A 22,441-nucleotide genomic window follows, 5' to 3' on the forward strand; every position below is an offset into this window, starting at 1 on the left:
GGTACATGTGCGGAGGCACCTCAAGGTTGTCGGGTGCTGGCTTGTTCTTGAAGACGCGGCCCGCCATGTCGAACGTGGAGCCGTGGCAAGGACACAGGAAGCCGCCCTTCCAGTCGTCGGGCAGCGAAGGCTGTGCACCCGTCTGGAACTTGTCCGACGGCGAGCAACCCAAGTGCGAGCAAATGCCCACACCCACAAAAATTTCCGGCTTGATGGAGCGCGCCTCGTTGCGGGCGTACTCAGGCGTGAGTTCAGAGGGCTTGCGCTCCGACTTGGGATCGGCGAGCTGGCCGTCGAGCTTGGGCAGCTCTGCCAGTTGCTCCGGCGTGCGCTTGATGATCCAGACGGGCTTGCCGCGCCACTCCACAGTGACCTTTTCTCCAGGTTTGAGGGCGGAGATATCCACCTCGACAGCAGCACCAGCGGCTTTGGCACGCTCTGAGGGCTGGAAAGTACTCACGAAAGGAACGGCGGTTGCCACGCCGCCCACCGCACCAGCACATGCTGACGTGATGATCCACGTCCGCTTGCTGGAGTCGATTGGAGTGTCACTCATGGGGATCCTCGATGAACATCGCTAGATTGGGGTCAACCGCGAATTGTAGCGGAGTGAAAATGGTTATTTCCAAGTGGTTTGCTGGCTTGACAGGGGTGCGAACCGGGCAATACTCCCCCATCACCGTTTTACAAGGAGCAACAACATGGGGATGATGCAAGAGTTCAGGGAGTTCGCGGTCAAGGGCAATGTGATTGACCTCGCGGTGGGCGTCATCATTGGCGGCGCCTTTGGCAAGATCGTGGATTCGGTGGTAGCGGACCTGATCATGCCGGTGGTGGGGCTCATCTTCGGCAAGCTCGATTTCTCCAACCTGTTCATCGTGCTGGGCAACGTGCCTCCAGGCACGGGCACCACACTCGACGCCCTCAAAAAGGCCGGTGTGCCAGTGTTTGCCTATGGCAACTTCCTGACCGTGGCGGTCAACTTTGTGATCCTGGCGTTCATCATCTTCATGATGATCAAGCAGATCAACCGCCTCAAGCGCGAAGCCCCTGCCGCCCCCGCCGCGCCAGCGGCCCCTCCCGAAGACATTGTGTTGCTGCGCGAAATTCGCGACAGCCTGAAGAAGTAAACCCTTGGGCCAGCGGCCTTAGTGGCCGCACAAAACGCCACCGCTGCGCTGCCTCCACCAGCCGCCGGTGGCGTTGGCTTTTGGGGGTCGCGCCGCCCGCACACCCGCGTCCAGGCTGGCGCAATTTTCAGCGGTTCATTTGATCTCGATCAGCGCTGGGCCCCAAGGCTTCAGCGGCTGACGTCATCCACACAGCGCCCGCGCCATGCGCACCGCCTCGATCAGGCTGGAGGCATCTGCAACGCCCTGCCCTGCAATATCAAACGCCGTGCCATGGTCGGGGCTGGTGCGCACCAGGGGCAGGCCCAGGGTCACGTTCACGCCCTTTTCCACCCCCAGGTACTTCACCGGGATCAGGCCCTGGTCGTGGTACATGGCGATGACCACGTCGAACTCGCCCGCGCGCTGCGGGGTGCTGCGCGCGCGCATGAACACCGTGTCAGGCGCAAACGGGCCGTGCACATCGAGCCCCTGCGCGCGCGCGGCCGCGATGGCCGGGGCGATCACCTCCAGCTCCTCGCGACCGAACAATCCGCCCTCGCCCGCATGGGGGTTCAACCCTGCCACACCCACGCGGGGCACACGACCCAGGCTGCGCTGCAAGGCGGCGTGGGTGATTTGCAGCGTCTGCATCACGTTGTCCTGCGTCACCGCGGCAATCGCGTCGAGCAGCGACACATGGATGCTGACGAGCACGGTGCGCAGCTCGTCATTGGCCAGCATCATGCGCACGGGCATCCGCGCCAGTGGCACCCCCTGGTGCGCAGCAGCCTCTGCCTGCAAGAGCTCCGTATGCCCCGGGAAGTCCACCCCTGCGGCCGACAAGGCCTCCTTGTGCAAAGGGGCTGTCACCAACGCTGCCACCTCCCCACGCAATGCGGCACGCGCCGCCCAGACCACGCTGTCCGCTGCGGCACGGCCGGCGGCGGCGCTGATCTCACCCCAAGGCTGGGGCCCCGGGATCCCGGGCAGTTGGAGCACGGGGATGCAGCGGGGCGGAGCGTCCGCCGCTTCGCCCGGTGACCCGATCTGCGCCACAGGCACACCGGGCACACCGGGGCGCGTGATGGCGTCCGCAGCGCGTCGCACGGTGGCCAGGTCACCGACGACAAAGCAGTGGCGCAGCGCATCGGGCGCGTCGCGAAAGGCCTTGGCCACGATCTCGGGGCCGATGCCGGCGGGATCTCCCTGGGTGATGGCGATGGGTTGCATGGGTTTGGAGCCAAAAGTGCTTGTAGCGCTAGTTGTTCATGCGCTATCAGCTATGAATAAATGAGCAAAATGGACCGGATATCCGCACGATGTGATTGCTTGCCGTGCGGTGTCTTGCCATGGGCTAGGCGGGGTTGTCGATCTCGATGAACTGGTGACTCAGCCCGCACTGGGCTGCCACATGCGCCGCCACAGCGGGGGCGCCATAGCGCTCCGTGGCATGGTGCCCGGCGGCAATAAAGCCCACCCCCGTCTCACGCGCCAGGTGCGCCTGGGGCTCGGAGATTTCGCCGGTGATGAAAACATCCGCCCCTGCGGCGATGGCCGACTCGAAATACCCCTGCGCGCCGCCCGTGCACCACGCCACGCGGCGCACGGGGCGCCGTGCAGCGGCACTACCGCCCCACTCGCCCGGAGACGCCAGGGTCACAGGGCGGCCGAGCGCCTGGGCAACATGGTCGGCCACAGTCTGGACATTATCGAAAGCCGCCGGCGCTGCAAAGCCCAGGTCCTGCTCGCCAAACCGCGCATCGGCGGCAAAACCCAGCACCCGGCCCAGCTGCGCGTTGTTGCCCAGTTCGGCATGGGCATCGAGAGGAAGGTGGTACGCAAACAGGTTGATGTCGTGCGCCAGCAGCAGCTGCAGCCGCTGCTTCATCCAGCCSGTRATGCGGCCRTCCTGCCCGCGCCAGAACAGGCCGTGGTGCACAAAAATTGCATCGGCCTGCGCGGCAATGGCGGCTTCGATCAGTGCACGGCTGGCAGTGACGCCACTGACCACTCGCCGGATCTCAGCCTTGCCCTCGACCTGCAGGCCGTTGGGGCCGTAGTCCTTGAAGCGCTCGGGTTGCAGCAGGCTGTCAAATGCCTGCAAAAGTTGACTGCGGTGAATGCTCATGCCGCTATTGTGGCGCGCCGTTCGCGCCCCCACATTCGGAGACAATCCTGTGTGAGAGGGAGCGCCCAGGCCGCCACGGCGAACCTGCAGCGTCCACCTCCGTCGCCCACACCCTGTACTACCACCGGCAAGCACCTTTCATGAAGCGACTCTGGCTGTTGTTTTCCCAGTCCGTGACGGTCCTCGTTGCGGCCTACTTTGTTGTCGCCACGCTCCAGCCTGACTGGCTGGGCCGGGGCACCACGCGCTCCGGGGCGGGTATTGCACTGCTGGAGGCCCCTGCCACGCCGCCTTCGCAGCCCGCGGCGGGCAGCTTCAGCGGTGCGGCGCGCAAGGCGGCACCGGCCGTGGTCAGCATCAACACCAGCAAGGAAGTGCGCCAYCCSCGCAGCAACGAYCCSTGGTTCCRSTTTTTCTTYGGYGACCAAGGCAGCCAGGCGCAGGCCGGCCTGGGCAGCGGCGTGATCGTGAGCSCCGAGGGCTACATCCTCACCAACAACCATGTGGTGGAAGGTGCTGACGAGATCGAGGTGACCCTCACCGACAGCCGCCGCGCCCGTGCGCACGTGATTGGCACCGACCCSGACACCGACCTKGCCRTSCTCAAGATCGARCTGGACAAGCTGCCCGYGATCGTGCTGGGCAACTCCGACGMCCTSSAKGTGGGCGACCAGGTGCTGGCCATCGGCAAYCCCTTCGGCGTGGGGCAGACSGTSACCAGCGGCATCGTGAGCGCGCTGGGCCGCAGCCAGCTGGGCATCAACACGTTTGAAAACTTCATCCAGACCGACGCGGCCATCAAYCCCGGCAATTCGGGCGGTGCGCTGGTCGATGTGAACGGCAACCTCATGGGCATCAACACCGCGATCTACTCGCGCTCGGGCGGCAGCATGGGCATCGGGTTTGCCATTCCGGTGTCCACAGCCCGCATGGTGCTCGATGGCATCGTGAAGGACGGCCAGGTCACACGCGGCTGGATTGGCGTGGAGCCCAACGRGCTGTCGCCCGAACTGGCAGAAACCTTTGGCGTCAAAAAGGCCACCGAGGGCGTGATCATCWCCGGCGTGCTGCAGGACGGCCCCGCTGCCCAGGCTGGCATGCGCCCGGGAGATGTGATCGTGAGCGTGGACGGCAAGAGCGTGGGCAATGTGTCGCAGCTGCTGACCGCCGTGGCGGCACTCAAGCCGGGCCAGGCTGCGGCGTTTGATGTGCAACGGGCCGATAAGCGCGTGGAGCTGAGCATCAACCCAGGCGTGCGCCCCCGGCCACAGCGCAATGTGAGGCGCTGAGCACCTTCAGCGAGCCCGGCCCTGCCCGGTCATCGCCGGGCGGGTACAAGCCGTCACCATTGCCGATCGAGGGCGAAGCAAGCGAAGGTCGTCGGCTTTGGGGCCCCTCTGGCAGGGCCAAACCGGGGTGAAGAACAGGCCAACCGAAAGGGTCCAGATGCGGGTGAGGAGTGTCCCTTCCTCCGACGGGCTGCAGTCCTCACAGCACTATAAAAAACATAGCTGCCAGCGCATATCACACTAGCGCTTGCAGCTATTTCTATTGTTTTTTCTGTCTCATCGCCCAGGCGGAGGCCCACGGACGCGATCTATGCATCACCCCCAACGCAACCCCACCAGCCTGCGGGGCTGGCAGGTCAGGATGCGGAAGCGGATTCCCCGGGCTCTTCGGGCGCCTGGGTGTGCTTGATGAAGATCTGCGCGGCCCAGATGCCCACCTCGTACAGCAGGCACATGGGCACGGCCAGCGACAGCTGCGACACCACATCGGGCGGTGTCACGACAGCGGCCACCACAAAGGCCAGCACGATGAAGTAGCCGCGAAACTCGCGCAGCTTTTGCACGCTCACGATGCCCATGCGGGCCAGCACCACCACGGCAATCGGCACTTCAAACGCCATGCCGAACGCCAGGAACATGGACAGCACAAAACTCAGGTAGGCCTCGATGTCAGGCGCGGCCGTGATGCTCTTGGGGGCAAAGCTCTGAATGAACGCGAACACCTGGCCAAACACCAGGTAGTAGCAAAACGCCACTCCGATGAAGAACAACAGCGTGCTGGACACCACCAGCGGCAGCACCAGCTTTTTCTCGTGCGAATACAGACCGGGCGCCACAAAAGCCCAGATCTGCCACAGCACAAAAGGCAGCGCGAGCAGGAACGCCGACATCAGCAAGATCTTGAGCGGCACCATGAACGGCGAAATCACCGAAGTGGCGATCAGCGTGGCCCCCTTGGGCAGGTGGGCTACCAGAGGGGCGGCCAGAAAGTCATACAACGCGCCGGGACCCGGGAAGAAGAACAGGATCGCTGCCGCAATGGCGATGGCGATCATGGCCTTGACCAGCCGGTCGCGCAGCTCCATGAGGTGCTGTACGAACGGCTGCTCGGTGCCGGCCAGTTCGTCTTCTTTGGTAGGGGTTTCGGACATGGTGGGTTTTCGTGGGCGTCAGGGCCGCCCATGCAGCGCACGGGGCGCCGCAGGCTGCGTCAGTGGAATTTTTGGGGGCGGTAACGTGCTACGCGGGCTGCGCCGGACTGTGCCTTGGTGCGCACACCACTGCGGGCCTTGTACCACTGGGGCACCGCACCACGCTTGAGGCGCCAGTTCTTGCCGGGGTGCTTGTAGGCAGGCACCACGGCCGCCTGCTCCCGCAGGTCGGCGTTGTTGCTGGAATCGATGGCATCGGTCCAGTCTTTCTCGAACTCGCTGGCGCTGGTCTGGATGGTGTTGTGCACRTCGCGCGCGGCGTTCTCCACCGTGTCCTTCATCTTCTTGAGCTCATCGAGCTCCATGGACCGGTTGACCTCCGCTTTCACGTCGGACACATAACGCTGCGCCTTGCCGAGCAAGGTGCCGACGGTACGGGCCACACGGGGTAGCTTCTCAGGGCCGATGACGATCAACGCCACGGCGCCGATCAGCGCCATTTTGGACAGGCCAATATCAATCATGGATCAGGCGCCAGCGCAATGCAGGCCAAGGCAGCGGTTCAGCAGCACCAGCTCAGCTCTTTTGCTTGGCTTCGACATCAATGGTGGTCTTGTCGGCGGCCTGGCTGTTGGCCACCTGGCCAGCGGGGGGCGTGGCAGCAGCTGGTGCGTCAGACGAGCCATCCTTCATGCCGTCCTTGAAGCCCTTGACGGCGCCGCCCAGGTCAGAGCCCATGTTCTTGAGCTTCTTGGTACCGAACACCATCACAACGATCAACAGCACGATCAGCCAGTGCCAGATGGAAAAAGAGCCCATGAAATATCTCCTAACGAATTGCAATCATTTTAGACGGGGGGCGTGACAGGAGTTCAGTGCCGGGGCAAGCCGACACCTCTCAACATGACACGATCGTCAGCCTGGTTCAGCCTTTGAGCCACGGACGGGGGCCGCCCATGACATGGACATGCAGGTGGTGGATTTCCTGCCCACCTTCAAGCCCCGTGTTTACCACGACGCGAAAGCCACCATCCGGGTACGGGTTGCAGCCCTGCTCCAGTGCCAGCTTTGGCGCCAGCGCCATCATGCGCCCCAACACCCCGGCATGCTCCGGGGTGACCTGTGCCATGGAAGGGATATGCAGCTTGGGCACCATCAAAAAATGCACTGGCGCCCACGGGTGAATGTCGTGGAAGGCGAAGATTTCTTCGTCCTCATAAACCTTCTTGGAAGGGATCTGGCCCGCGATGATTTTGCAGAAAAGGCAGTTCGGATCGTGCATGGGAGGGATCGGAGCAAAAGGAATCAGGGGTACAGGCGCGGATCAACCCTGAGGGCGCCTCGCGCGTGAGCGAGGGATGTCCTGCATAACCCTCGCGAGTCGGTGGGAGTGCGTATAGGGATGGGCCACAAGGCGTCTTTTTGCAGCCAATAGCTGTGCTATTGGCCAAAAAAGCAACGCAGCGGACCGCCCGAGACCGCGCTATCACAGACCGCAGGGAGTTATGCAGGACATCCCTAGGCATTGTCAGCGATCTTGATGCTGGGGCGCACGCCCACGTCCTTGCGGTGCGCGTGCAGCCACTCCTGCCCCGCTGTGCGGCCCAGCGCAAACAGCTTGCGCACAAAGGCCAGGTCCGCACGCAGCTTGCTGTCGGCCCCGAAGGGCGCCAGCACCGAGCCACCATCGATGCGGTGCATGCGCACACTCTTGTAGCGGCGGGCGTCGAGCTTGCCCTCGGCGAGCAGGCGGCGAACGAATTCGATGGCGCGCAGCTCGGCCAGCAGGCTGGCGTTGAAGGTGACTTCGTTCATGCGCTCCATGATCTCGGAGGCGCTGCTGGGCACGTCCAGATGCTCCACGGGGTTGATCTGCACCAGCAGGATGTCCGAGGTATCAGTCTGGTAGATCAGCGGGTGCAGCGCGGGGTTGCCGGAATAGCCGCCGTCCCAGTACGCCTCACCCTCGATCTCGACCGCCTTGAACAGCATGGGCAGGCAGGCCGATGCCATCACCGCATCCGCACTGAGCCGGGGTCCGAAGAAAATCTCGCCCCGGCCGGTGCGCACGTTGGTGGCACACACAAACACCTTGGGGCCGACCACGCCGGTGCGGGCGGAGCACAGCAGGCTGAAATCCACTTCGCGCTCCAGCAGCTTGCGCAGGGGGTTGATCCCCAGCGGATTGGTCTGGTAGGGCGAGAACCACTGCGACATCATGCCCACCAGCGGATTGGCGGCAGACAACGGCGTTCCCCAGGTCAGGCTGCCCAGCGCGCCCACCCCTTCCCACAGGCGGGTGAGCGACTCGCGGGCCAGGGCGCAGCCTGAGAGGTGGGCGTCTTCGGTGTCCTTGTGCTGCTGCGCTGCCTGCGCAAACCCGTGCGCCAGGGCCACCGCGTTCATGGCGCCTGCGCTGGTGCCACTGACACCGTCGAACTGCCACTGGCCGTCCTCCAGCAGCGCATCCAGCACGCCCCAGGTGAGCGCGCCGTGCGAGCCGCCGCCCTGCAGCGCCAGGTTCAGACGCGGGCGGGGACGGACTGCTTCATGCATCCACGGCCTGGCTCTTGTTCATGGCGACCATGCCGCGCACAATGCGGTACAGGAACCAGATGGAGATCAGGCCCCAGGCGATCCAGCCGGGCAGGACGAACAGCAGCCACAGCGGCGCTGTGACGATGTAGAGCACGCCGGCCCAGATCACGGTGCGGATGCGCCATGAGAAATGGTTGGCCTGCCAGGTGCCTTCGGCATCGCCTTTTTTCACCAGGTCGATCACCAGCGCCACGATCAGCAGCGCAGCGCCGGGCTGCGCGCCCGGGATGACCGCCCCCAGCGCCACGATCAGGTGCAGCACATAGCTGACCCAGCCGACGGCCTTGAGGTCCTCGGCCTTCTGGTCGTTGGTCTGCACGTCGATGATGTCGCTCACGGTGTGCCTTCTTCGGCAGCGCGTTCCACCACCTTGCGCAGGGCCTTTTCCTCGATGCCGCTGGTGCCTTCGCGGCGCTCCAGCTCGGCCACCACATCGGCAGGCGTGAGCCCGTAATGGGCCAGCGCCACCATGGTGTGAAACCACAGGTCGGCCACTTCATAGACGATCTTGGACTTGTCGGCGCCGTGGTCGACATCCTTGGCGGCCATGACCACCTCGGTGGCTTCTTCGCCGATCTTCTTCAGGAAGGAATCCGGCCCCTTGTGCAGCAGGCGTGACACGTAGCTGGTGGCCGGGTCGCCGCCGTTGGCGGGCTTGCGGCTTTCGATGACGGCGGCCAGGCGCGCCAGGGAATCGTGAGAACTCATGCTCTTGTCGTCCATTGCCATTACTTGTAGATGGATTCGGGGTCTTTCAAGACCGGATCGACCGCGTGCCAGGCACCGTCCTTGAGCACGCTGAAAAAGCAGCTGTGGCGGCCCGTGTGGCAGGCGATGCCGGGCTCGTGGCCCTGCTGGGTGACCTTGAGCAGCACCACGTCGTTGTCGCAGTCCAGGCGGATCTCGTGCACCGTCTGCACGTGGCCGGACTCTTCGCCCTTGAACCACAGCTTTTTGCGCGAGCGGCTGAAGTACACGGCGCGGCCCAGTTCAGCGGTTTTCGCCAGGGCCTCGCGGTTCATCCACGCAAACATCAGCACGTCGCCCGTGCCCTGCTCTTGCGCAATCACGGGCACCAGACCCTGCGCATCCCATTTCACTTCGTTGAGCCAGTTCATGGGGGCCATTGTCGGTGATCCGTGTGGCGCGCCAGTGCCAACCAAGGCGCGCACCTGCACTTTTCAAGTGTTTTTGACTACAAGCGCAAGTATTACATGCGCTTGCAGCTATCAAATCAGGAGTAAATGCCGATCACATCCGCACGGGGATGCCGCGCTCTGCCATGCGCTGCTTGGCCTGGCCCACGGTGTATTCGCCGTAGTGGAAGATGCTGGCGGCCAGCACCGCGTCGGCGCCGCCGGTCTGGATGCCGTCGGCCAAGTGGTCAAGGTTGCCCACACCGCCCGAGGCGATCACGGGCACGCTGACAGCGTCACTCACCGCGCGGGTCAGTTCCAGGTCAAAACCCGCCTTGGTGCCGTCGCGGTCCATGCTGGTCAGCAGGATCTCGCCCGCACCGCGCTGCGCCATCTCGGTGGCCCAGGCAATGGCGTCCAGGCCGGTGTTCTTGCGCCCACCGTGGCTGTACACGTCCCAGCCCGCACCCACGGGCTGGCCGTTGGCACCCAGGCGCAAGGCGTCCTCGGCAGAGCGGCGCTTGGCGTCGATGGCCACCACGATGCACTGCGCGCCGTACTTGGCCGACACCGCGTTGATCACCTCAGGGTTGGCAATGGCGGCCGAGTTGAAGCTGGTCTTGTCCGCGCCGGCATTGAGCAGGCGGCGCACATCGTCCACAGTGCGCACGCCACCACCCACGGTGAGCGGAATGAACACCTGGCTGGCCACGGCCTCGATGATGTGCAGGATGAGGTCACGGCCATCGCTGGTGGCGGTGATATCGAGGAAGGTGAGCTCGTCAGCGCCCTGCGCGTTGTAGCGCGCGGCAATTTCGACCGGGTCGCCTGCGTCGCGCAGCTCGACGAAATTGACGCCCTTGACCACACGGCCTCCGGTGACGTCCAGGCAAGGGATGATGCGTTTGGCGAGCATGCGGTCCTTAGCCGTTCAGTTCGTCGGCACGTGCTTGTGCCGCCGCAAAGTCCAGATCGCCGCTGTAGATGGCGCGGCCGCAGATCACACCCTCCACGCCCTCGTCTTCCACGGCGCACAGCTGCTCGATGTCGGCCATGTTGGACAGGCCTCCCGAGGCGATCACAGGGATGCTCAAAGCCTGGGCCAGCTTSACSGTGGCGTCGATGTTGATGCCCGASAGCATGCCGTCGCGGCCGATGTCGGTGTAGATGATSGATTCRACGCCSYAGTCCTCGAACTTCTTGSCCAGGTCSRCSACCTCGTGGCCSGTGAGCTTGCTCCAGCCGTCGGTRGCCACCTTGCCGTCCTTGGCGTCGAGCCCCACGATGATGTGGCCGCCGAACGCGCTGCAGGCGTCTTTGAGGAAGCCGGGGTTCTTCACGGCCGCCGTGCCGATGATCACGTAGCGCAGGCCGCCGTCGATGTATTTCTCGATGGTGTCCAGGTCGCGGATGCCGCCGCCCAGCTGCACCGGAATGTCGTCACCCACCTCTTTCAGGATGGACTTGATGGCGCTGTAGTTCTTGGGCACGCCCGCAAACGCACCGTTCAGGTCCACCAGGTGCAGGCGGCGTGCGCCGGCATCCACCCATTTGCGCGCCATGGCGGCAGGGTCTTCACCAAAGGTGGTGGATTGGTCCATATCGCCTTGCTTGAGGCGTACGCAGTGGCCGTCTTTGAGGTCGATGGCGGGGATGAGCAGCATGGTGGTGAAGTTCGGGTGAAAAAGGGCGAGACGCAGCTCGGCCCGAACGGGTGGGGGTTAAGGGATCAGGGATTCCAGTGCAGAAAATTGCGGTACAGGGCCAGGCCGTGCTCCGCGCTCTTCTCCGGGTGAAACTGGGTGGCAAAAATATTATCGCGTGCAACCGCGGCAGCAAACAAACCGCCGTAGTCGGCCTGCCCGGCGCAATGGGCAGGATTTTGCGGCACAGCGTAGAAACTGTGCACGAAGTAGAAGTAACTGTTGTCGGGCACACCGGCCCACACCGGGTGCACGCCGCCGCCGTGGTGGGCGTGGGGCATCTGCCGCACCTGGTTCCAGCCCATCTGGGGCACCTTGAAACGGCTGCCATCGGGCTGTGTGCGGCCTGCCAGGTCAAACTTGAGCACATCGCCAGGGATCAGGCCCAGGCCAGGCGTGTTGCCTTCGGCGCTGTGGTCCAGCAGCATCTGCATGCCCACGCACACGCCAAACATCGGCTTGGTGGCAGCGGCTTCGAGCACCGAYTCCTGCAGGCCGGASTCGCGCAGCTCGCGCATGCARTCGGGCATSGCGCCCTGCCCYGGCAGCACGATGCGCTGGGCGGCGCGCACGTCTTCGGGGCGCTGGGTGACGACCACGGTCCAGCCCGTGCCCTCGGCGGCGGCCTGCACGGCCTGCGACACCGAGCGCAGATTGCCCATGCCGTAGTCCACGACCGCCACTGTTTTTGCTTCCATATTCATAGCTGCTAGCGCATACAAATCAAGCGCTTGCGCCTGATTTGACTGAAAAATTCACAGAGAACCCTTGGTGGAGGGGATGACACCGGCCGAGCGCGGATCACGCTCCAGCGCGGCACGCAGCGTGCGCCCGAACGCCTTGAAGATGGTCTCGCACTGGTGGTGTGCGTTGACGCCCTTGAGGTTGTCGATGTGCAGCGTCACGCCCGCGTGGTTCACAAAGCCCTGGAAGAACTCGAACACCAGTTGCGTGTCGAGCTGGCCGATGCTCCCGGCCGTGAACTTCACGTCCATGTGCAGCCCGGGGCGACCCGAAAAATCGACCACCACGCGCGACAGCGCTTCATCCAGCGGCACGTAGGCGTGGCCGTAGCGGCGGATGCCTTTCTTGTCGCCCACGGCGCGTGCAAAGGCCTGGCCCAGGGTGATGCCCACGTCTTCCACCGTGTGGTGGCCGTCGATGTGCAGGTCGCCTTCGCAGTCGATGTCGAGGTCGATCAGCCCATGGCGGGCGATCTGGTCGAGCATGTGGTCAAAGAAGCCGATGCCGGTGTGCAGCTTGGCCTGGCCGGTGCCGTCGAGGTTGATGCGCACACGGATGCGCGTCTCGGCGGTGTTGCGGCTGACCTCGGCAATGCGGTCGGCCATCGGGTCGGCCGATGGGGCGGAAGGTACGAGTGCGGAGGAAGTCATAGGGAGGCTTGGAGTGCGGCCAGCATCTGCGCGTTGTCTTCGGCATTGCCTACCGTCAGGCGCAGGCAGTTGGCCAGCAATGGGTGCATTGTAGAAACGTTCTTGACGAGCACCTTGCGGTTTTTCATGCCCTCGTAGGCCTTGGCGGAATCCGCCACACGGATCAGCACCATGTTGGCCTCGCTGTCCCAGCACTTTTCGACCCCCGGCATCTGGCGCAGCGCGGCGATGAGCGTGGTGCGTTCGACACGGATCTCGGCGGCCTGGGCGRCAAAAACCTCGGAATGTTCCAGCGCAAACAGGGCGGCTTCGCAGTTGAGCACGCTCACGTTGTAGGGCGGGCGCACCTTGTCGATCTCGCTCACGAACGCCGAGGGCCCGATGAGGTAGCCCAGGCGTACGCCCGCGAGGCCAAACTTGCTGAGCGTGCGCATGAGCAGCACGTGCGCATTGCGCGCAGGCTCGGCACGCATGCGGTCGATCCAGGTGCGGCTGGCAAAGGGCTGGTAGGCCTCGTCCATGACCACGATGCCGCCCTGTGCGCCCGCAGCGTCGATGATGCGCTGCACCGCGCCCTCGTCCCACAGCGTGGCCGTGGGGTTGTTGGGGTAGGCGATGTAGGTGATGGCCGGGCGGTGCTGTTCGATGGCGGCCAGCATGGCAGGCTCGTCCAGCTCGAAATCAGGCGTGAGCGGCACGCCGACAAAGTCCAGGCCCTGCAGCTGCGCCGACAGCGGGTACATCACAAAACCGGGCATGGGTGCCAGCATGGTGGCGCGCTGACCTGTGCCGGGCTGTGCGCAGGCCAGGGCCAGCAGGGTGATGAGTTCGTCCGACCCGTTGCCCAACACGATGCCATAGCCCTCGGGCATGCCCGCGTACTGCGCCAGGGCCGCCTTCAGGTCGGCAATGCGGTCGCCGGGGTAGCGGTTGAGTGCCACCGAACCCAGGCGCTGGCCCAGCGCGGCCTGCAAATGCGCGGGCAGGCGGAAGGGGTTCTCCATCGCGTCCATCTTGAGCATGCCGGTGGACGGCTGCACGACATAGGAATGCATCGCGCGCACGTCAGGGCGGATGCGGGCCAGGGCCTGGAGGGGGGACGACGCGGGAGTAGTCATTCGGTGGTGTCCAGTTCGTTGGGGGTGACAAGGAAAGGGTTGATGGGGCGCACGGCGTCCATCGGCTGATCGTGCGGCAGCGCCTCGGTCAGCAGGTAGCGGCAGCCTTGCTGGTGGGCGGACGAGAGGATGAGTGCATCCCAGTAGCCCAGGCGGTAGCGGTCCTGCAAATCCCAGGCGCCATCCACCGTGTAGGAGTCGAGGTGCGGCGGCAGCCACACGCGCAGGCGGCGCACCTGGGCGCGCACCTGCTGCAGCACGTGGGGGCCATCAAAACGCTGGATGGCCTGGTTGTACAGCTCGTTGAGCACCTGCGAGCTGATGCGGCCGCTGCGCGTCTGCCAGCAAAAGGCGATCCATTCGCGCGCCCGCGCCTGGCGCTCGGCATCGCGGTCGTCCACGCTGGCGAGCAGGATTTCGGTATCGACAAAGATGGGGACGGTGGCCATGCGTTCTGCCCCGTTCAGCGAAGAAACAGGGTCTCGCGGGGCACGTACGGTCCGCTGGACGCGCCCCAGGATTCAAACCCCAGCGCCTCGCGCATGGCCTGGGCATAGGCGTCTTCCTGGCGCATCTTTTCGGCCAGCCATTCACCGAGCAGGCGGGACACGCTGCTGCCGCGCTTGGCGGCTTCCACGCGCACCCATTCGGCAACGGTGTCGTCCATGGTCACGGTGATGTTTTTCATGGATTAAATATTACACGAACTTCGTGCATCACGAACTTCGTGTTAATTAAAACACCACATTCAAGCCGCCTTGCGGGGTGCCCCGCTTTGCAGCATCTGGCACGCCATGTCACCCACGGTGCGCAGCGCCTCCAGGTGGGCGGGCGTCCAGTCGCCCCCCACGCCGATGCGCAGGCAGTTGCGGAACCGTCCGCTGGCGCTGAACACCGTGCCGGGTGCGATCAAGATCTGCCGGGCCAGGCAGGCTTCGTGCAGTTGCACCGAGTCGAGCGCGCGCGGCAGCTCCAGCCACAGCAGCAGGCCGCCGGGCGGGTCACTCACGCGCGTACCCTGCGGGAAGTGCGCGGCAATCACGTGGCGCACCTCGTCCATGCGCGCCGCCACGGCCGCGCGCAGCTGGCGCATGGCGGCGGCGTGGCCCGCCTGGGTGATGAGATCGGCCAGGGCCAGTTCCAGCACGGCGGACTGGCCGCCCGCCTGCAGGTCCTTGATGGCGCGCAGCTTGTCGGCCCAGCGGCCGGCCTCCAGCCAGCCCAGGCGCAGGCCCGGCGCCAGCGTCTTGGAGAACGAGTCGCACAGCATCACATGGCCGGTGGTGTCGTAGGACTTGACGGTGCGCCGCATCTCGTCCACCTCGACCAGGTCGTTGTAGATCGCGTCCTCGATCACCGCCATGTCGTACCGCGCCGCCATCTGCACCAGGCGCTTGCGCTCGGCCTGGGGCATGCAGCTGCCCAGCGGGTTGCTGAGCGTGGGCACCACCATCACGGCCTTGACGGGCTGGGTGTCCAACGCCAGTTGCAGCGCATCCAGCGAGAGGCCGTTACGCGGGTGGGTGGGAATCTCCAGCGCCTTGAGGTGCAGGCCCTGCAGCACCTCAAGAAACGAAAAATGCGTGGGCGACTCCAGCGCCACCACGTCGCCCGGCTGCGTCACCGCGCGCAGGCACAGCGCAATGCTGTCCATGCAGCCGCCGGTGATCACGATGTTCTCGGGGTCCAGGCTGCAGCCCAGGCTGACGGCATAGCGCGCCAGGGCGCGGCGCGCGTCCTCATGGCCCGACGAACCGGGGTAGGTGCACAGCAGGTTGCGGTGGCGCTGCGCGGCGCGCACCACGGCGCGGCGCACGCGGTCGGGGTTGAACAGCTCGGGGCCAGGCGTGCCGCTGCTGTACGAAATGATGTCCACCGGCTGGTTGCGCCCCAGGATGCGCTGGCCCAGCCAGTCCACCGACACCTCGCGGGGGCGGCGCATCGGGCGCGGCGTGCTGGGCTCGGGCAGGCTCACCGGCCGCGCCGCCACAAAAAAGCCGGAGCGCGGGCGCGCGGTGATCAGGCGCGCATCTTCGAGCCAGTGGTAGGCCTGCACCACCGTGGTCTGCGCCACGCCGTGCTGGCGCGCCAGCTCACGCACCGAGGGCAGCTTTTCGCCGCGCGCCAGGGTGCCGTTGCGGATCAGCTGCGCAAGCTGTTCGGCGATTTGAAGGTACAGCGGGGGTGCGTCATCGGTGGCCATGCTGCATTCTGTACTGGCACTTTGGCCGGCAGACAGTACAGAGACGGCCCAGTGCGTACAGTACAGATGGGCCTGTTCGCTGTTCTGTACTGGGCCAGATCGTACGCGCCTGTGGCTGGTGGCCCACGGCAGCTGGCCGCACAGTGAAGGCATGAACACGCTGCACACCCCCACCCCACCGTCGCCCACGCTGCCCACCCAGCCTGCGGTGCCCCTCACCCTGCAATGGAAGCGCCAGCCCCTGCCGCCGCTGCAGGCCGTCCAGGTGCTGGACTTCCGCGCGGGCGAGATCGCCCTGCTTGAAGTCGAACAGGGCCGCGTCTGGGTGACCTGTGATGGTCTGCTGGAGGATTATTTTCTGGAGGCTGGACAGCGCCTGTCGTTCACCGGACCTGTGCGGCTGCGCGTCAGCGCCGAAGGCCACCGGCCTGCACGGCTCAACTGGGCGCAGCACCGGGCCGTGGAAGGCGCCGCGTATCCGCCAGCGCCCTCTACAACCGCAGCGCCGGCCGCAACCCCTCAGCCCAGGACAGCAGCCCCCACGCAGGGCGCCCTGCCCCGGGGTGCCATCAGCGCGGCTTGACGGGCGTTGTCAGCCGCATCTCTGCGGCTTGTGCGTGGGCCTGCAGGCCCTCGCCATAGGCCAGCTCGGCGGCAATGGTACCCAGCACCTGGGCGCCGGCCTCGCTCACCTCGATGAGGCTGCTGCGTTTCTGGAAGTCGTACACGCCCAGCGGCGACGAGAAGCGCGCCGTGCCGCTGGTGGGCAGCACGTGGTTGGGGCCTGCGCAGTAGTCGCCCAGGCTYTCGSWGGTGWAGGCGCCSAGRAAGATCGCACCGGCRTGGCGCAGCAGCGGCTCCCAGCGGTGTGGGTCGGTGCTGCTCACTTCCAGGTGTTCCGGTGCGATGCGGTTGCTGATCGCGCAGGCTTCTTCCATGTCCTTGGTGAGGATCAGCGCGCCCCGGCCGGTGAGGCTCTTGGCGATGATCTCGGCGCGCGGCATGGTGGGCAGCAGGCGATCGATCTCGCGCTGCACGGCATCGAGGTACGCRGCGTCAGGGCACAGCAGGATGCTCTGCGCCAGCTCGTCATGCTCGGCCTGGCTGAAGAGGTCCATGGCCACCCAGTCTGGCGGCGTGCTGCCGTCGGCCAGCACCAGGATTTCGCTCGGGCCCGCGATCATGTCRATGCCCACGGTGCCAAACACACGCTTCTTGGCGCTGGCCACGTAGGCGTTGCCGGGCCCGGTGATCTTGTCCACCTTGGGCACGGTGGCCGTGCCGTAGGCCAGCGCGGCCACGGCCTGGGCGCCGCCGATGGTGAAGGCCCGCGTCACGCCCGCTACATAGGCGGCGGCCAGCACCAGCTCGTTGCGCTCGCCCCGGGTTGACGTGCCCTCACCCGAGCCGCCGGTCGCCACGCTGCCGCGTACGGGCGTGGGCACCACCATGATGATTTCCTGCACGCCCGCCACATGGGCCGGGATGGCGTTCATCAGCAGGCTCGACGGGTAGGCGGCCTTGCCGCCGGGCACGTAGATGCCCACACGGTCCAAGGGCGTGACCTTCTGGCCCAGCAGCGTGCCGTCTTCGTCGCGGTAGCTCCAGCTCTCGCCCGAGGCCTTTTTCTGCGCCTCGTGGTAGCTGCGCACGCGTTTCGCTGCAGCCTGCAGGGCGTCGCGCTGAGCCTGTGGAATGGCGTCGAACGCGGCCTTGAAGTCGGCCTGGGTCAGCTCCAGCGCGGCCATGTCGGGCGCAGAGAGGCCGTCGAAGCGAGCGGTGTACTCCAACACCGCCGCGTCGCCGCGCTTTTGCACGTCTGCCAGGATGTCGGCCACGCGCTGCTCGATGGCCGCGTCGGTGTCGGCAGACCAATGCAGGCGGGCTGCAAAATCAGCCTCAAAAGTGGCCGCGGCGGTGGACAGACGGGCGGGAGCAGCTACCAAAGTCATAGTGTTAGTCGTTGGGTGGAGGTCAGTTCTTTTCGGCCGGTATGGCTGAGGCAAACGCATCGATGATGCGGCGCAGTGGCGCCTGCTTGAGCTTGAGCGCGGCCTGGTTCACGACCAGGTAGGAGCTGATGTCCATGATGCGCTCGACTTCGATGAGGTTGTTGGCCTTGAGGGTGTTGCCGGTGGAGACCAGGTCCACGATCGCATCGGCCAGGCCCGTGAGCGGCGCCAGTTCCATGCTGCCGTAGAGCTTGACCATGTCCACGTGCACGCCCTTGCTGGCAAAGAAGTCGCGCGCAATGCCGGTGTACTTGGTGGCGACCTTGAGGCGCGAGCCCTGCTTGACGGCCTGGGCGTAGTCGAAGTCGTTGCGTACGGCCACGCTCACGCGGCACTTGGCAATGCGCAGGTCCAGCGGCTGGTACAGGCCCTGGCCGCCGTGCTCGATGAGCGTGTCTTTGCCAGTCACGCCGAKGTCGGCGCCGCCGTAYTCCACATAGGTGGGAACGTCGGTGGCGCGCACCAGCACCACGCGCACATTGAGCTGGTTGGTGGGCAGGATGAGCTTGCGCGATTTTTCGGGGTCTTCGAGCACCTCGATGCCTGCAGCGGCCAGCAGCGGCAGGGTTTCGTCAAAGATGCGGCCCTTGGAAAGCGCCAGGGTGATCATGTTGCTGCTGCTCATGCTTTTACTCGTTCGATGTCGGCGCCAATGCCGCGCAGTTTGGCTTCCATGCAGTCGTAGCCGCGGTCCAGGTGGTAGATGCGGTCTACCACGGTTTCGCCGTCAGCCATCAGGCCGGCAATGACGAGGCTGGCCGATGCACGCAGGTCGGTGGCCATCACGGTGGCGCCAGACAGGCGGGGCACGCCTTCGATCACCGCCACCTTGCCATCCACCTGGATTTTGGCGCCCAGGCGAACCAGCTCGTTGACGTGCATGAAACGGTTTTCAAAAATCGTCTCGGTCACCGTGGCCGTGCCCTGGGCGATGCAGTTGAGCGCCATGAACTGGGCCTGCATGTCAGTAGGGAACCCGGGGTACTCTGTGGTGCGAAAGCCCTGGGCCTTGAGCGTGGCGCCGCCAGCGCTTTGCACGCGAATGCCGCCGTCCACCGCCTGCACGGAAGCGCCGGCCTCGCGCAGCTTTTCGATCACGGCGTCGAGGTGGTCGGCACGGCCATGGCGCAACACCACATCACCGCCCGTGGCGGCCACAGCGCACAAAAAGGTGCCCGCCTCGATGCGGTCGGCCACTACGCGGTGGGTGCAGCCGTGCAGCTGGTCCACACCCTGGATACGGATGCGGCTGGTGCCATGGCCTTCGATCTTTGCGCCCATGGCGATCAGCATCTCGGCCAGGTCCGAAATTTCGGGTTCTTGCGCGGCGTTTTCCAGCACCGTCTCGCCCTTGGCCAGCGCTGCAGCCATGAGGAAGTTTTCGGTGCCCGTCACCGTGACCATGTCGGTGGTAATGCGCGCGCCCTTCAGGCGCTTCCAGCCTGCGGGCAGTTTGGCGATCATGTAGCCGTGCTCGACCACGATCTCGGCGCCCATGGCGGCCAGGCCCTTGATGTGCTGGTCCACCGGGCGCGAGCCGATGGCGCAGCCGCCGGGCAGCGACACCGTGGCCTCGCCAAAGCGCGCCAGCAGCGGGCCCAGGGCCAGCACGGAGGCGCGCATGGTCTTGACCAGCTCGTAGGGCGCCTCGGGCGTGCTCAGCGCACTGGCGTTGATGCGCACCGTGCCGTCGTCGGCCCGCTCCGCCGCCACACCCATGTTGCGAATCAGCTTGAGCATGGTGCTCACGTCCTGCAGCTGGGGCACGTTGAGCAGGGTCACGGGCTCAGCCGTGAGCAGGGCGGCGCACAACTCCGGCAAGGCGGCGTTCTTGGCGCCGGAGACCAGCACCTCGCCTTGCAAGCTGCGTCCGCCGCGAATCAGGAGTTTGTCCATCTCAAATCACCAAAATAGGGGTCAAAAGTGCCGCTTGCGCTAGTGGAAAATGCGCCAGCAGCTATCAAAAAGTGAGTTCTAGTGGGTGTGCAGGCGCTACTGCGCCTGGGCAGCCCATTCGGCCGGGGTGAAGGTCTTCATCGACAGCGCGTGCACTTCGTCGGTGTGCATTTTCGCGCCCAGCGTGGCGTACACGCGCTGGTGGCGCTGGATGGCGCGCTTGCCCTCGAACTCGGCCGAGACGATGGTCGCGTACCAGTGGCGGCCGTCGCCTTCGAGCGTGATGTGTTCGCAGGCCAGGCCAGCGGTGATGATGTCTTTGAGTTGATCAGCGGTCATGTCAATTCCGAATCTTGTAGCCCGTGCGCAAGAGGTGCACGGCCAGCGCGCTCACGGCCAGCCAGGCGATGCCCACGATGCCCAGGCTGAGCCAGGGCGAGGTATCACTCTGGCCGAAGAAGCCGTAGCGAAAGCCGTCGATCATGTAGAAGAACGGGTTGAGGTGGCTCACGGCCTGCCAGAACGGCGGCAGCGACTGGATCGAATAGAACACGCCCGACAGGAAGGTCATGGGCACGATGATGAAGTTCTGGAACGCAGCCATCTGGTCGAACTTGTCGGCCCAGAGCCCCGCTATCAGCCCCAGCGTGGCCAGCAATGCCGCGCCCAGCAGGGCAAAGGCCAGAATCCACAGCGGCGCCGCAAACTCGGGCCGCGCAAACGCCAGCGTGACGATGAACACACCCAGGCCCACCACCAGCCCGCGCACGATGGACGAGCCCACGTAGGCGCAGAACCAAGCCCAGTGCGACAGCGGCGTGAGCAGCACAAACACCAGGCTGCCCATGATCTTGCTCTGGATGATGCTGGACGAGCTGTTGGCAAAGGCGTTCTGCAGCACGCTCATCATCACGAGGCCCGGCACMAGGAAGGCCGTGTAGCYGAYSSRGTCGTAGACCTTCACRTGGTCTTCGAGCACATGGCCGAAGATCAACAGGTAAAGCACGGCTGTGAGCACGGGGGCCGCGACGGTCTGGAAGCTGACTTTCCAGAAGCGCAACACCTCTTTGTAGAACAGCGTCTGCCAGCCGGTCATAGCGCAACACCCTCCAGCGGAATGTTTGATGCCGACGTGCCGGACATCACTTGCAGGAACACATCCTCCAGGTCAGGCCTACGGATCTCCATGTCCTGCACCTCGACTCCGGCCACGCGCAACGCAGCCAGGTGGTTTTCGATCTCTGCCGCGTCGTGCGCGGGCAATTGCACGATGCGACCGGTGACCCGCGCCACGGCAGCCAGCGCGGGCGGCAGCACCATGTCGGTCTTGAACTGCAGCACGCTGCCCGAGGCGGCCTTGAGCAACTCGCTGGTGCGGTTGAGCGCCACCACCTGCCCCGCCTTGAGCATSGCAATGCGGCCGCACAGSGCCTCGGCTTCTTCCAGGTAGTGGGTGGTGAGCAGCACGGTGTGCCCCTCTTTGTTCAGGCGGGCGATGAAGTGCCACAGCGTCTGGCGCAGTTCTACATCGACACCGGCCGTGGGTTCATCCAGAACGATGATGGGCGGCTTGTGCACCAGCGCCTGTGCGACCAGTACGCGGCGCTTCATGCCGCCCGACAGCTGGCGCATGTTGGCATTGGCCTTGTCGGCCAGGCCCAGGTTTTCGAGCAGCTCGTCGATCCAAGCATCGTTGTTCTTCACGCCGAAGTAGCCGGACTGGATGCGCAGCGCCTCGCGCACGTTGAAAAAGGGGTCGAACACCAGCTCTTGCGGCACGATGCCCAGCTTGCGGCGGGCATCGGCGTACTGGGCCTGCACGTCGCTGCCCTGCACCAGCACTCGGCCGCTGGTGGCACGCGCCAAGCCGGCCAGGATGCTGATCAGGGTGGTCTTGCCGGCACCATTGGGGCCCAGGAGCCCGAAGAACTCGCCCTCCTCGATGTCCAGATTGACTTGGTTCAGTGCCTGAAAAGGGCCTTTGGGCGTGGCAAAGGTCTTGGAGATGGCTTGGAAGGAGACTGCGGGCATGAAGCCTTCGATTTTAAGGCCTCAGCCCTCTGCAGGCGGAGCGGCCGCCTCAATGGCCCCTGGCGGGCGCTGCGGGCCCTCCGTTTCATGGTTTGGGTGGCAGAGCCACCCGGGACCATGAAAGCTATTTCATATCAAGGTGCGACGACCAGCAGCGCATCCACCCCATACAACCCTGCCATGCCCGCCAAACCTGCAGGCATGCCTTGCACGGCAAACTGCTTGCCTTCGGACAGGGCTTCACGCCGACATTCGAGCAGCACGGCCAAGGCCGAGGTGTCGAACACCGTCAGCCCATGGGCATCCACCACCACCGCGCTGTCGCGGTGGACCCGCAACCCTTGCTTGAGCATGTGCAGGCAGGCAGTAGCCTGGCGGTGGGTGAGTTCGGGGGGCAGCACCAGCATGGCGAGGGGGCTGTCAGCCCTTGGCAGTGCCCGCATTGGTCTTGTTGCGCGCGGCCAGTGTCTCGATCAGGCCGTCGATGCCCTTGGCATTGATYTCCTGCGCGAACTGGSYSCGGTAGGTKTCSACCAGCCAGACGCCCAGCACATTCAGGTTGTAGATCTTCCAGCCTGCGCCATCACCAGGAGTCTTTTCGAGGCGGTAGTCGAGCTGGATGGGGTCGCCCCGGCCCACGATTTCGGTGCGCACCAGCACGTCCTTGTCT

At 65.1% G+C, this 22,441-nt stretch carries 30 protein-coding genes; 3 read left to right on the forward strand and 27 right to left on the reverse strand.

Features of this window, described 5'->3' with window-relative positions; translation table 11 throughout:
- On the reverse strand, positions 1-556 hold a 556-nt coding region (gene petA / locus AC04MI_RS15080; RefSeq protein WP_476498067.1), incomplete at its 3' end, for a ubiquinol-cytochrome c reductase iron-sulfur subunit.
- Positions 557-701: 145 nt separating this feature from the next.
- Here petA and mscL point away from each other — a divergent pair.
- Positions 702-1,130, forward strand: a complete 429-nt coding sequence (gene mscL, locus AC04MI_RS15085) for a large conductance mechanosensitive channel protein MscL (RefSeq protein ID WP_056747266.1) — start codon at positions 702-704, stop codon at positions 1,128-1,130.
- Positions 1,131-1,313: 183 nt separating this feature from the next.
- Here mscL and pdxA read toward each other — a convergent pair whose 3' ends face one another.
- Positions 1,314-2,342 carry a 4-hydroxythreonine-4-phosphate dehydrogenase PdxA gene (gene pdxA / locus AC04MI_RS15090; RefSeq protein WP_476498068.1) on the reverse strand — a complete coding sequence of 343 codons (1,029 nt, stop codon included), beginning with the start codon at positions 2,340-2,342 and terminating at the stop codon, positions 1,314-1,316.
- A gap of 124 nt (positions 2,343-2,466) precedes the next feature.
- On the reverse strand, positions 2,467-3,240 hold the full coding sequence (locus AC04MI_RS15095; RefSeq protein ID WP_476498069.1) for a Nif3-like dinuclear metal center hexameric protein: 774 nt from the start codon (positions 3,238-3,240) through the stop codon (positions 2,467-2,469).
- Between the two features lie 140 nt (positions 3,241-3,380).
- On the opposite strand from AC04MI_RS15095, the gene AC04MI_RS15100 reads away from it, so the two are divergent.
- The gene (locus AC04MI_RS15100; protein ID WP_476498070.1) at positions 3,381-4,529 is read left to right on the forward strand and encodes a trypsin-like peptidase domain-containing protein; all 1,149 of its coding nucleotides are present in this window, start codon (positions 3,381-3,383) and stop codon (positions 4,527-4,529) included.
- A 356-nt stretch (positions 4,530-4,885) separates the two neighbouring features.
- Here AC04MI_RS15100 and tatC read toward each other — a convergent pair whose 3' ends face one another.
- The 16 genes from tatC to AC04MI_RS15180 all read right to left on the reverse strand — a co-directional run bounded on the left by tatC (position 4,886) and on the right by AC04MI_RS15180 (position 15,832).
- Positions 4,886-5,680 (reverse strand): twin-arginine translocase subunit TatC, encoded by a 795-nt coding sequence (gene tatC / locus AC04MI_RS15105; protein WP_056060263.1) that lies wholly within the window; start codon positions 5,678-5,680, stop codon positions 4,886-4,888.
- 59 nt (positions 5,681-5,739) lie between these two features.
- The gene (gene tatB / locus AC04MI_RS15110) at positions 5,740-6,204 is read right to left on the reverse strand and encodes a Sec-independent protein translocase protein TatB (RefSeq protein WP_056060260.1); all 465 of its coding nucleotides are present in this window, start codon (positions 6,202-6,204) and stop codon (positions 5,740-5,742) included.
- A 52-nt stretch (positions 6,205-6,256) separates the two neighbouring features.
- Complete coding sequence (gene tatA / locus AC04MI_RS15115) at positions 6,257-6,499, reverse strand: Sec-independent protein translocase subunit TatA (protein ID WP_056060256.1); 243 nt, start codon at positions 6,497-6,499, stop codon at positions 6,257-6,259.
- 106 nt (positions 6,500-6,605) lie between these two features.
- Positions 6,606-6,962, reverse strand: a complete 357-nt coding sequence (locus tag AC04MI_RS15120) for a histidine triad nucleotide-binding protein (RefSeq protein WP_436079242.1) — start codon at positions 6,960-6,962, stop codon at positions 6,606-6,608.
- Between the two features lie 236 nt (positions 6,963-7,198).
- Positions 7,199-8,236 (reverse strand): patatin-like phospholipase family protein, encoded by a 1,038-nt coding sequence (locus AC04MI_RS15125; RefSeq protein ID WP_436079241.1) that lies wholly within the window; start codon positions 8,234-8,236, stop codon positions 7,199-7,201.
- Positions 8,229-8,615 (reverse strand): DUF4870 family protein, encoded by a 387-nt coding sequence (locus AC04MI_RS15130; protein WP_436079240.1) that lies wholly within the window; start codon positions 8,613-8,615, stop codon positions 8,229-8,231. Before AC04MI_RS15130 ends, AC04MI_RS15125 begins: the two co-directional genes overlap by 8 nt.
- The gene (locus AC04MI_RS15135; protein WP_436079239.1) at positions 8,612-9,007 is read right to left on the reverse strand and encodes a phosphoribosyl-ATP diphosphatase; all 396 of its coding nucleotides are present in this window, start codon (positions 9,005-9,007) and stop codon (positions 8,612-8,614) included. The genes AC04MI_RS15130 and AC04MI_RS15135 overlap by 4 nt, the downstream gene beginning before the upstream one ends.
- Positions 9,007-9,405, reverse strand: coding sequence for a phosphoribosyl-AMP cyclohydrolase (gene hisI, locus AC04MI_RS15140; protein WP_082522382.1), 399 nt, complete (start codon positions 9,403-9,405; stop codon positions 9,007-9,009). The genes AC04MI_RS15135 and hisI overlap by 1 nt, the downstream gene beginning before the upstream one ends.
- 124 nt (positions 9,406-9,529) lie before the next feature.
- Positions 9,530-10,330: an imidazole glycerol phosphate synthase subunit HisF gene (gene hisF / locus AC04MI_RS15145; RefSeq protein WP_056747261.1), complete on the reverse strand. Its 801-nt coding sequence runs from the start codon at positions 10,328-10,330 to the stop codon at positions 9,530-9,532.
- Between the two features lie 7 nt (positions 10,331-10,337).
- Positions 10,338-11,078, reverse strand: a complete 741-nt coding sequence (hisA, locus tag AC04MI_RS15150; protein ID WP_476498071.1) for a 1-(5-phosphoribosyl)-5-[(5-phosphoribosylamino)methylideneamino]imidazole-4-carboxamide isomerase — start codon at positions 11,076-11,078, stop codon at positions 10,338-10,340.
- Between the two features lie 65 nt (positions 11,079-11,143).
- Entirely contained in the window at positions 11,144-11,821 is a 678-nt protein-coding gene (gene hisH, locus AC04MI_RS15155; protein ID WP_476498072.1) for an imidazole glycerol phosphate synthase subunit HisH, read from the reverse strand.
- Positions 11,822-11,872: 51 nt separating this feature from the next.
- Positions 11,873-12,511 (reverse strand): imidazoleglycerol-phosphate dehydratase HisB, encoded by a 639-nt coding sequence (gene hisB / locus AC04MI_RS15160; RefSeq protein ID WP_056747259.1) that lies wholly within the window; start codon positions 12,509-12,511, stop codon positions 11,873-11,875.
- The gene (gene hisC / locus AC04MI_RS15165; protein ID WP_476498073.1) at positions 12,508-13,629 is read right to left on the reverse strand and encodes a histidinol-phosphate transaminase; all 1,122 of its coding nucleotides are present in this window, start codon (positions 13,627-13,629) and stop codon (positions 12,508-12,510) included. The genes hisB and hisC overlap by 4 nt, the downstream gene beginning before the upstream one ends.
- Positions 13,626-14,078, reverse strand: coding sequence for a PIN domain-containing protein (locus AC04MI_RS15170; protein ID WP_436079237.1), 453 nt, complete (start codon positions 14,076-14,078; stop codon positions 13,626-13,628). Before AC04MI_RS15170 ends, hisC begins: the two co-directional genes overlap by 4 nt.
- 14 nt (positions 14,079-14,092) lie before the next feature.
- Complete coding sequence (locus tag AC04MI_RS15175; protein WP_015012682.1) at positions 14,093-14,317, reverse strand: hypothetical protein; 225 nt, start codon at positions 14,315-14,317, stop codon at positions 14,093-14,095.
- A 60-nt stretch (positions 14,318-14,377) separates the two neighbouring features.
- On the reverse strand, positions 14,378-15,832 hold the full coding sequence (locus AC04MI_RS15180) for an aminotransferase-like domain-containing protein (RefSeq protein WP_099731111.1): 1,455 nt from the start codon (positions 15,830-15,832) through the stop codon (positions 14,378-14,380).
- 151 nt (positions 15,833-15,983) lie between these two features.
- Here AC04MI_RS15180 and AC04MI_RS15185 point away from each other — a divergent pair, with 151 nt between their 5' ends.
- Complete coding sequence (locus AC04MI_RS15185; protein WP_422848818.1) at positions 15,984-16,415, forward strand: DUF2917 domain-containing protein; 432 nt, start codon at positions 15,984-15,986, stop codon at positions 16,413-16,415.
- On the opposite strand, the gene hisD is transcribed toward AC04MI_RS15185, so the two are convergent.
- The 8 genes from hisD to AC04MI_RS15225 all read right to left on the reverse strand — a co-directional run.
- On the reverse strand, positions 16,402-17,784 hold the full coding sequence (hisD, locus tag AC04MI_RS15190) for a histidinol dehydrogenase (protein ID WP_476498074.1): 1,383 nt from the start codon (positions 17,782-17,784) through the stop codon (positions 16,402-16,404). The genes AC04MI_RS15185 and hisD overlap by 14 nt on opposite strands.
- Positions 17,785-17,806: 22 nt before the next feature.
- A complete protein-coding gene (gene hisG / locus AC04MI_RS15195) occupies positions 17,807-18,454 on the reverse strand; it encodes an ATP phosphoribosyltransferase (RefSeq protein WP_476498077.1) in 648 nt (215 codons plus the stop codon).
- Between the two features lie 11 nt (positions 18,455-18,465).
- Positions 18,466-19,740 carry a UDP-N-acetylglucosamine 1-carboxyvinyltransferase gene (gene murA / locus AC04MI_RS15200; RefSeq protein WP_436079235.1) on the reverse strand — a complete coding sequence of 425 codons (1,275 nt, stop codon included), beginning with the start codon at positions 19,738-19,740 and terminating at the stop codon, positions 18,466-18,468.
- Between the two features lie 96 nt (positions 19,741-19,836).
- Positions 19,837-20,079, reverse strand: a complete 243-nt coding sequence (locus tag AC04MI_RS15205; protein WP_015012677.1) for a BolA family protein — start codon at positions 20,077-20,079, stop codon at positions 19,837-19,839.
- A gap of 1 nt (position 20,080) precedes the next feature.
- Entirely contained in the window at positions 20,081-20,836 is a 756-nt protein-coding gene (locus AC04MI_RS15210; RefSeq protein WP_476498075.1) for an ABC transporter permease, read from the reverse strand.
- Positions 20,833-21,771, reverse strand: a complete 939-nt coding sequence (locus AC04MI_RS15215) for an ABC transporter ATP-binding protein (protein WP_121943716.1) — start codon at positions 21,769-21,771, stop codon at positions 20,833-20,835. The genes AC04MI_RS15210 and AC04MI_RS15215 overlap by 4 nt, the downstream gene beginning before the upstream one ends.
- Positions 21,772-21,905: 134 nt before the next feature.
- Positions 21,906-22,178 (reverse strand): STAS domain-containing protein, encoded by a 273-nt coding sequence (locus AC04MI_RS15220; protein ID WP_121943717.1) that lies wholly within the window; start codon positions 22,176-22,178, stop codon positions 21,906-21,908.
- 13 nt (positions 22,179-22,191) lie between these two features.
- Positions 22,192-22,441, reverse strand: a 250-nt coding sequence (locus AC04MI_RS15225; protein WP_476498076.1) for an MlaC/ttg2D family ABC transporter substrate-binding protein, incomplete at its 5' end; no start/stop codon positions are given.

It is taken from the genome of Acidovorax sp. LjRoot204 (assembly GCF_056175785.1).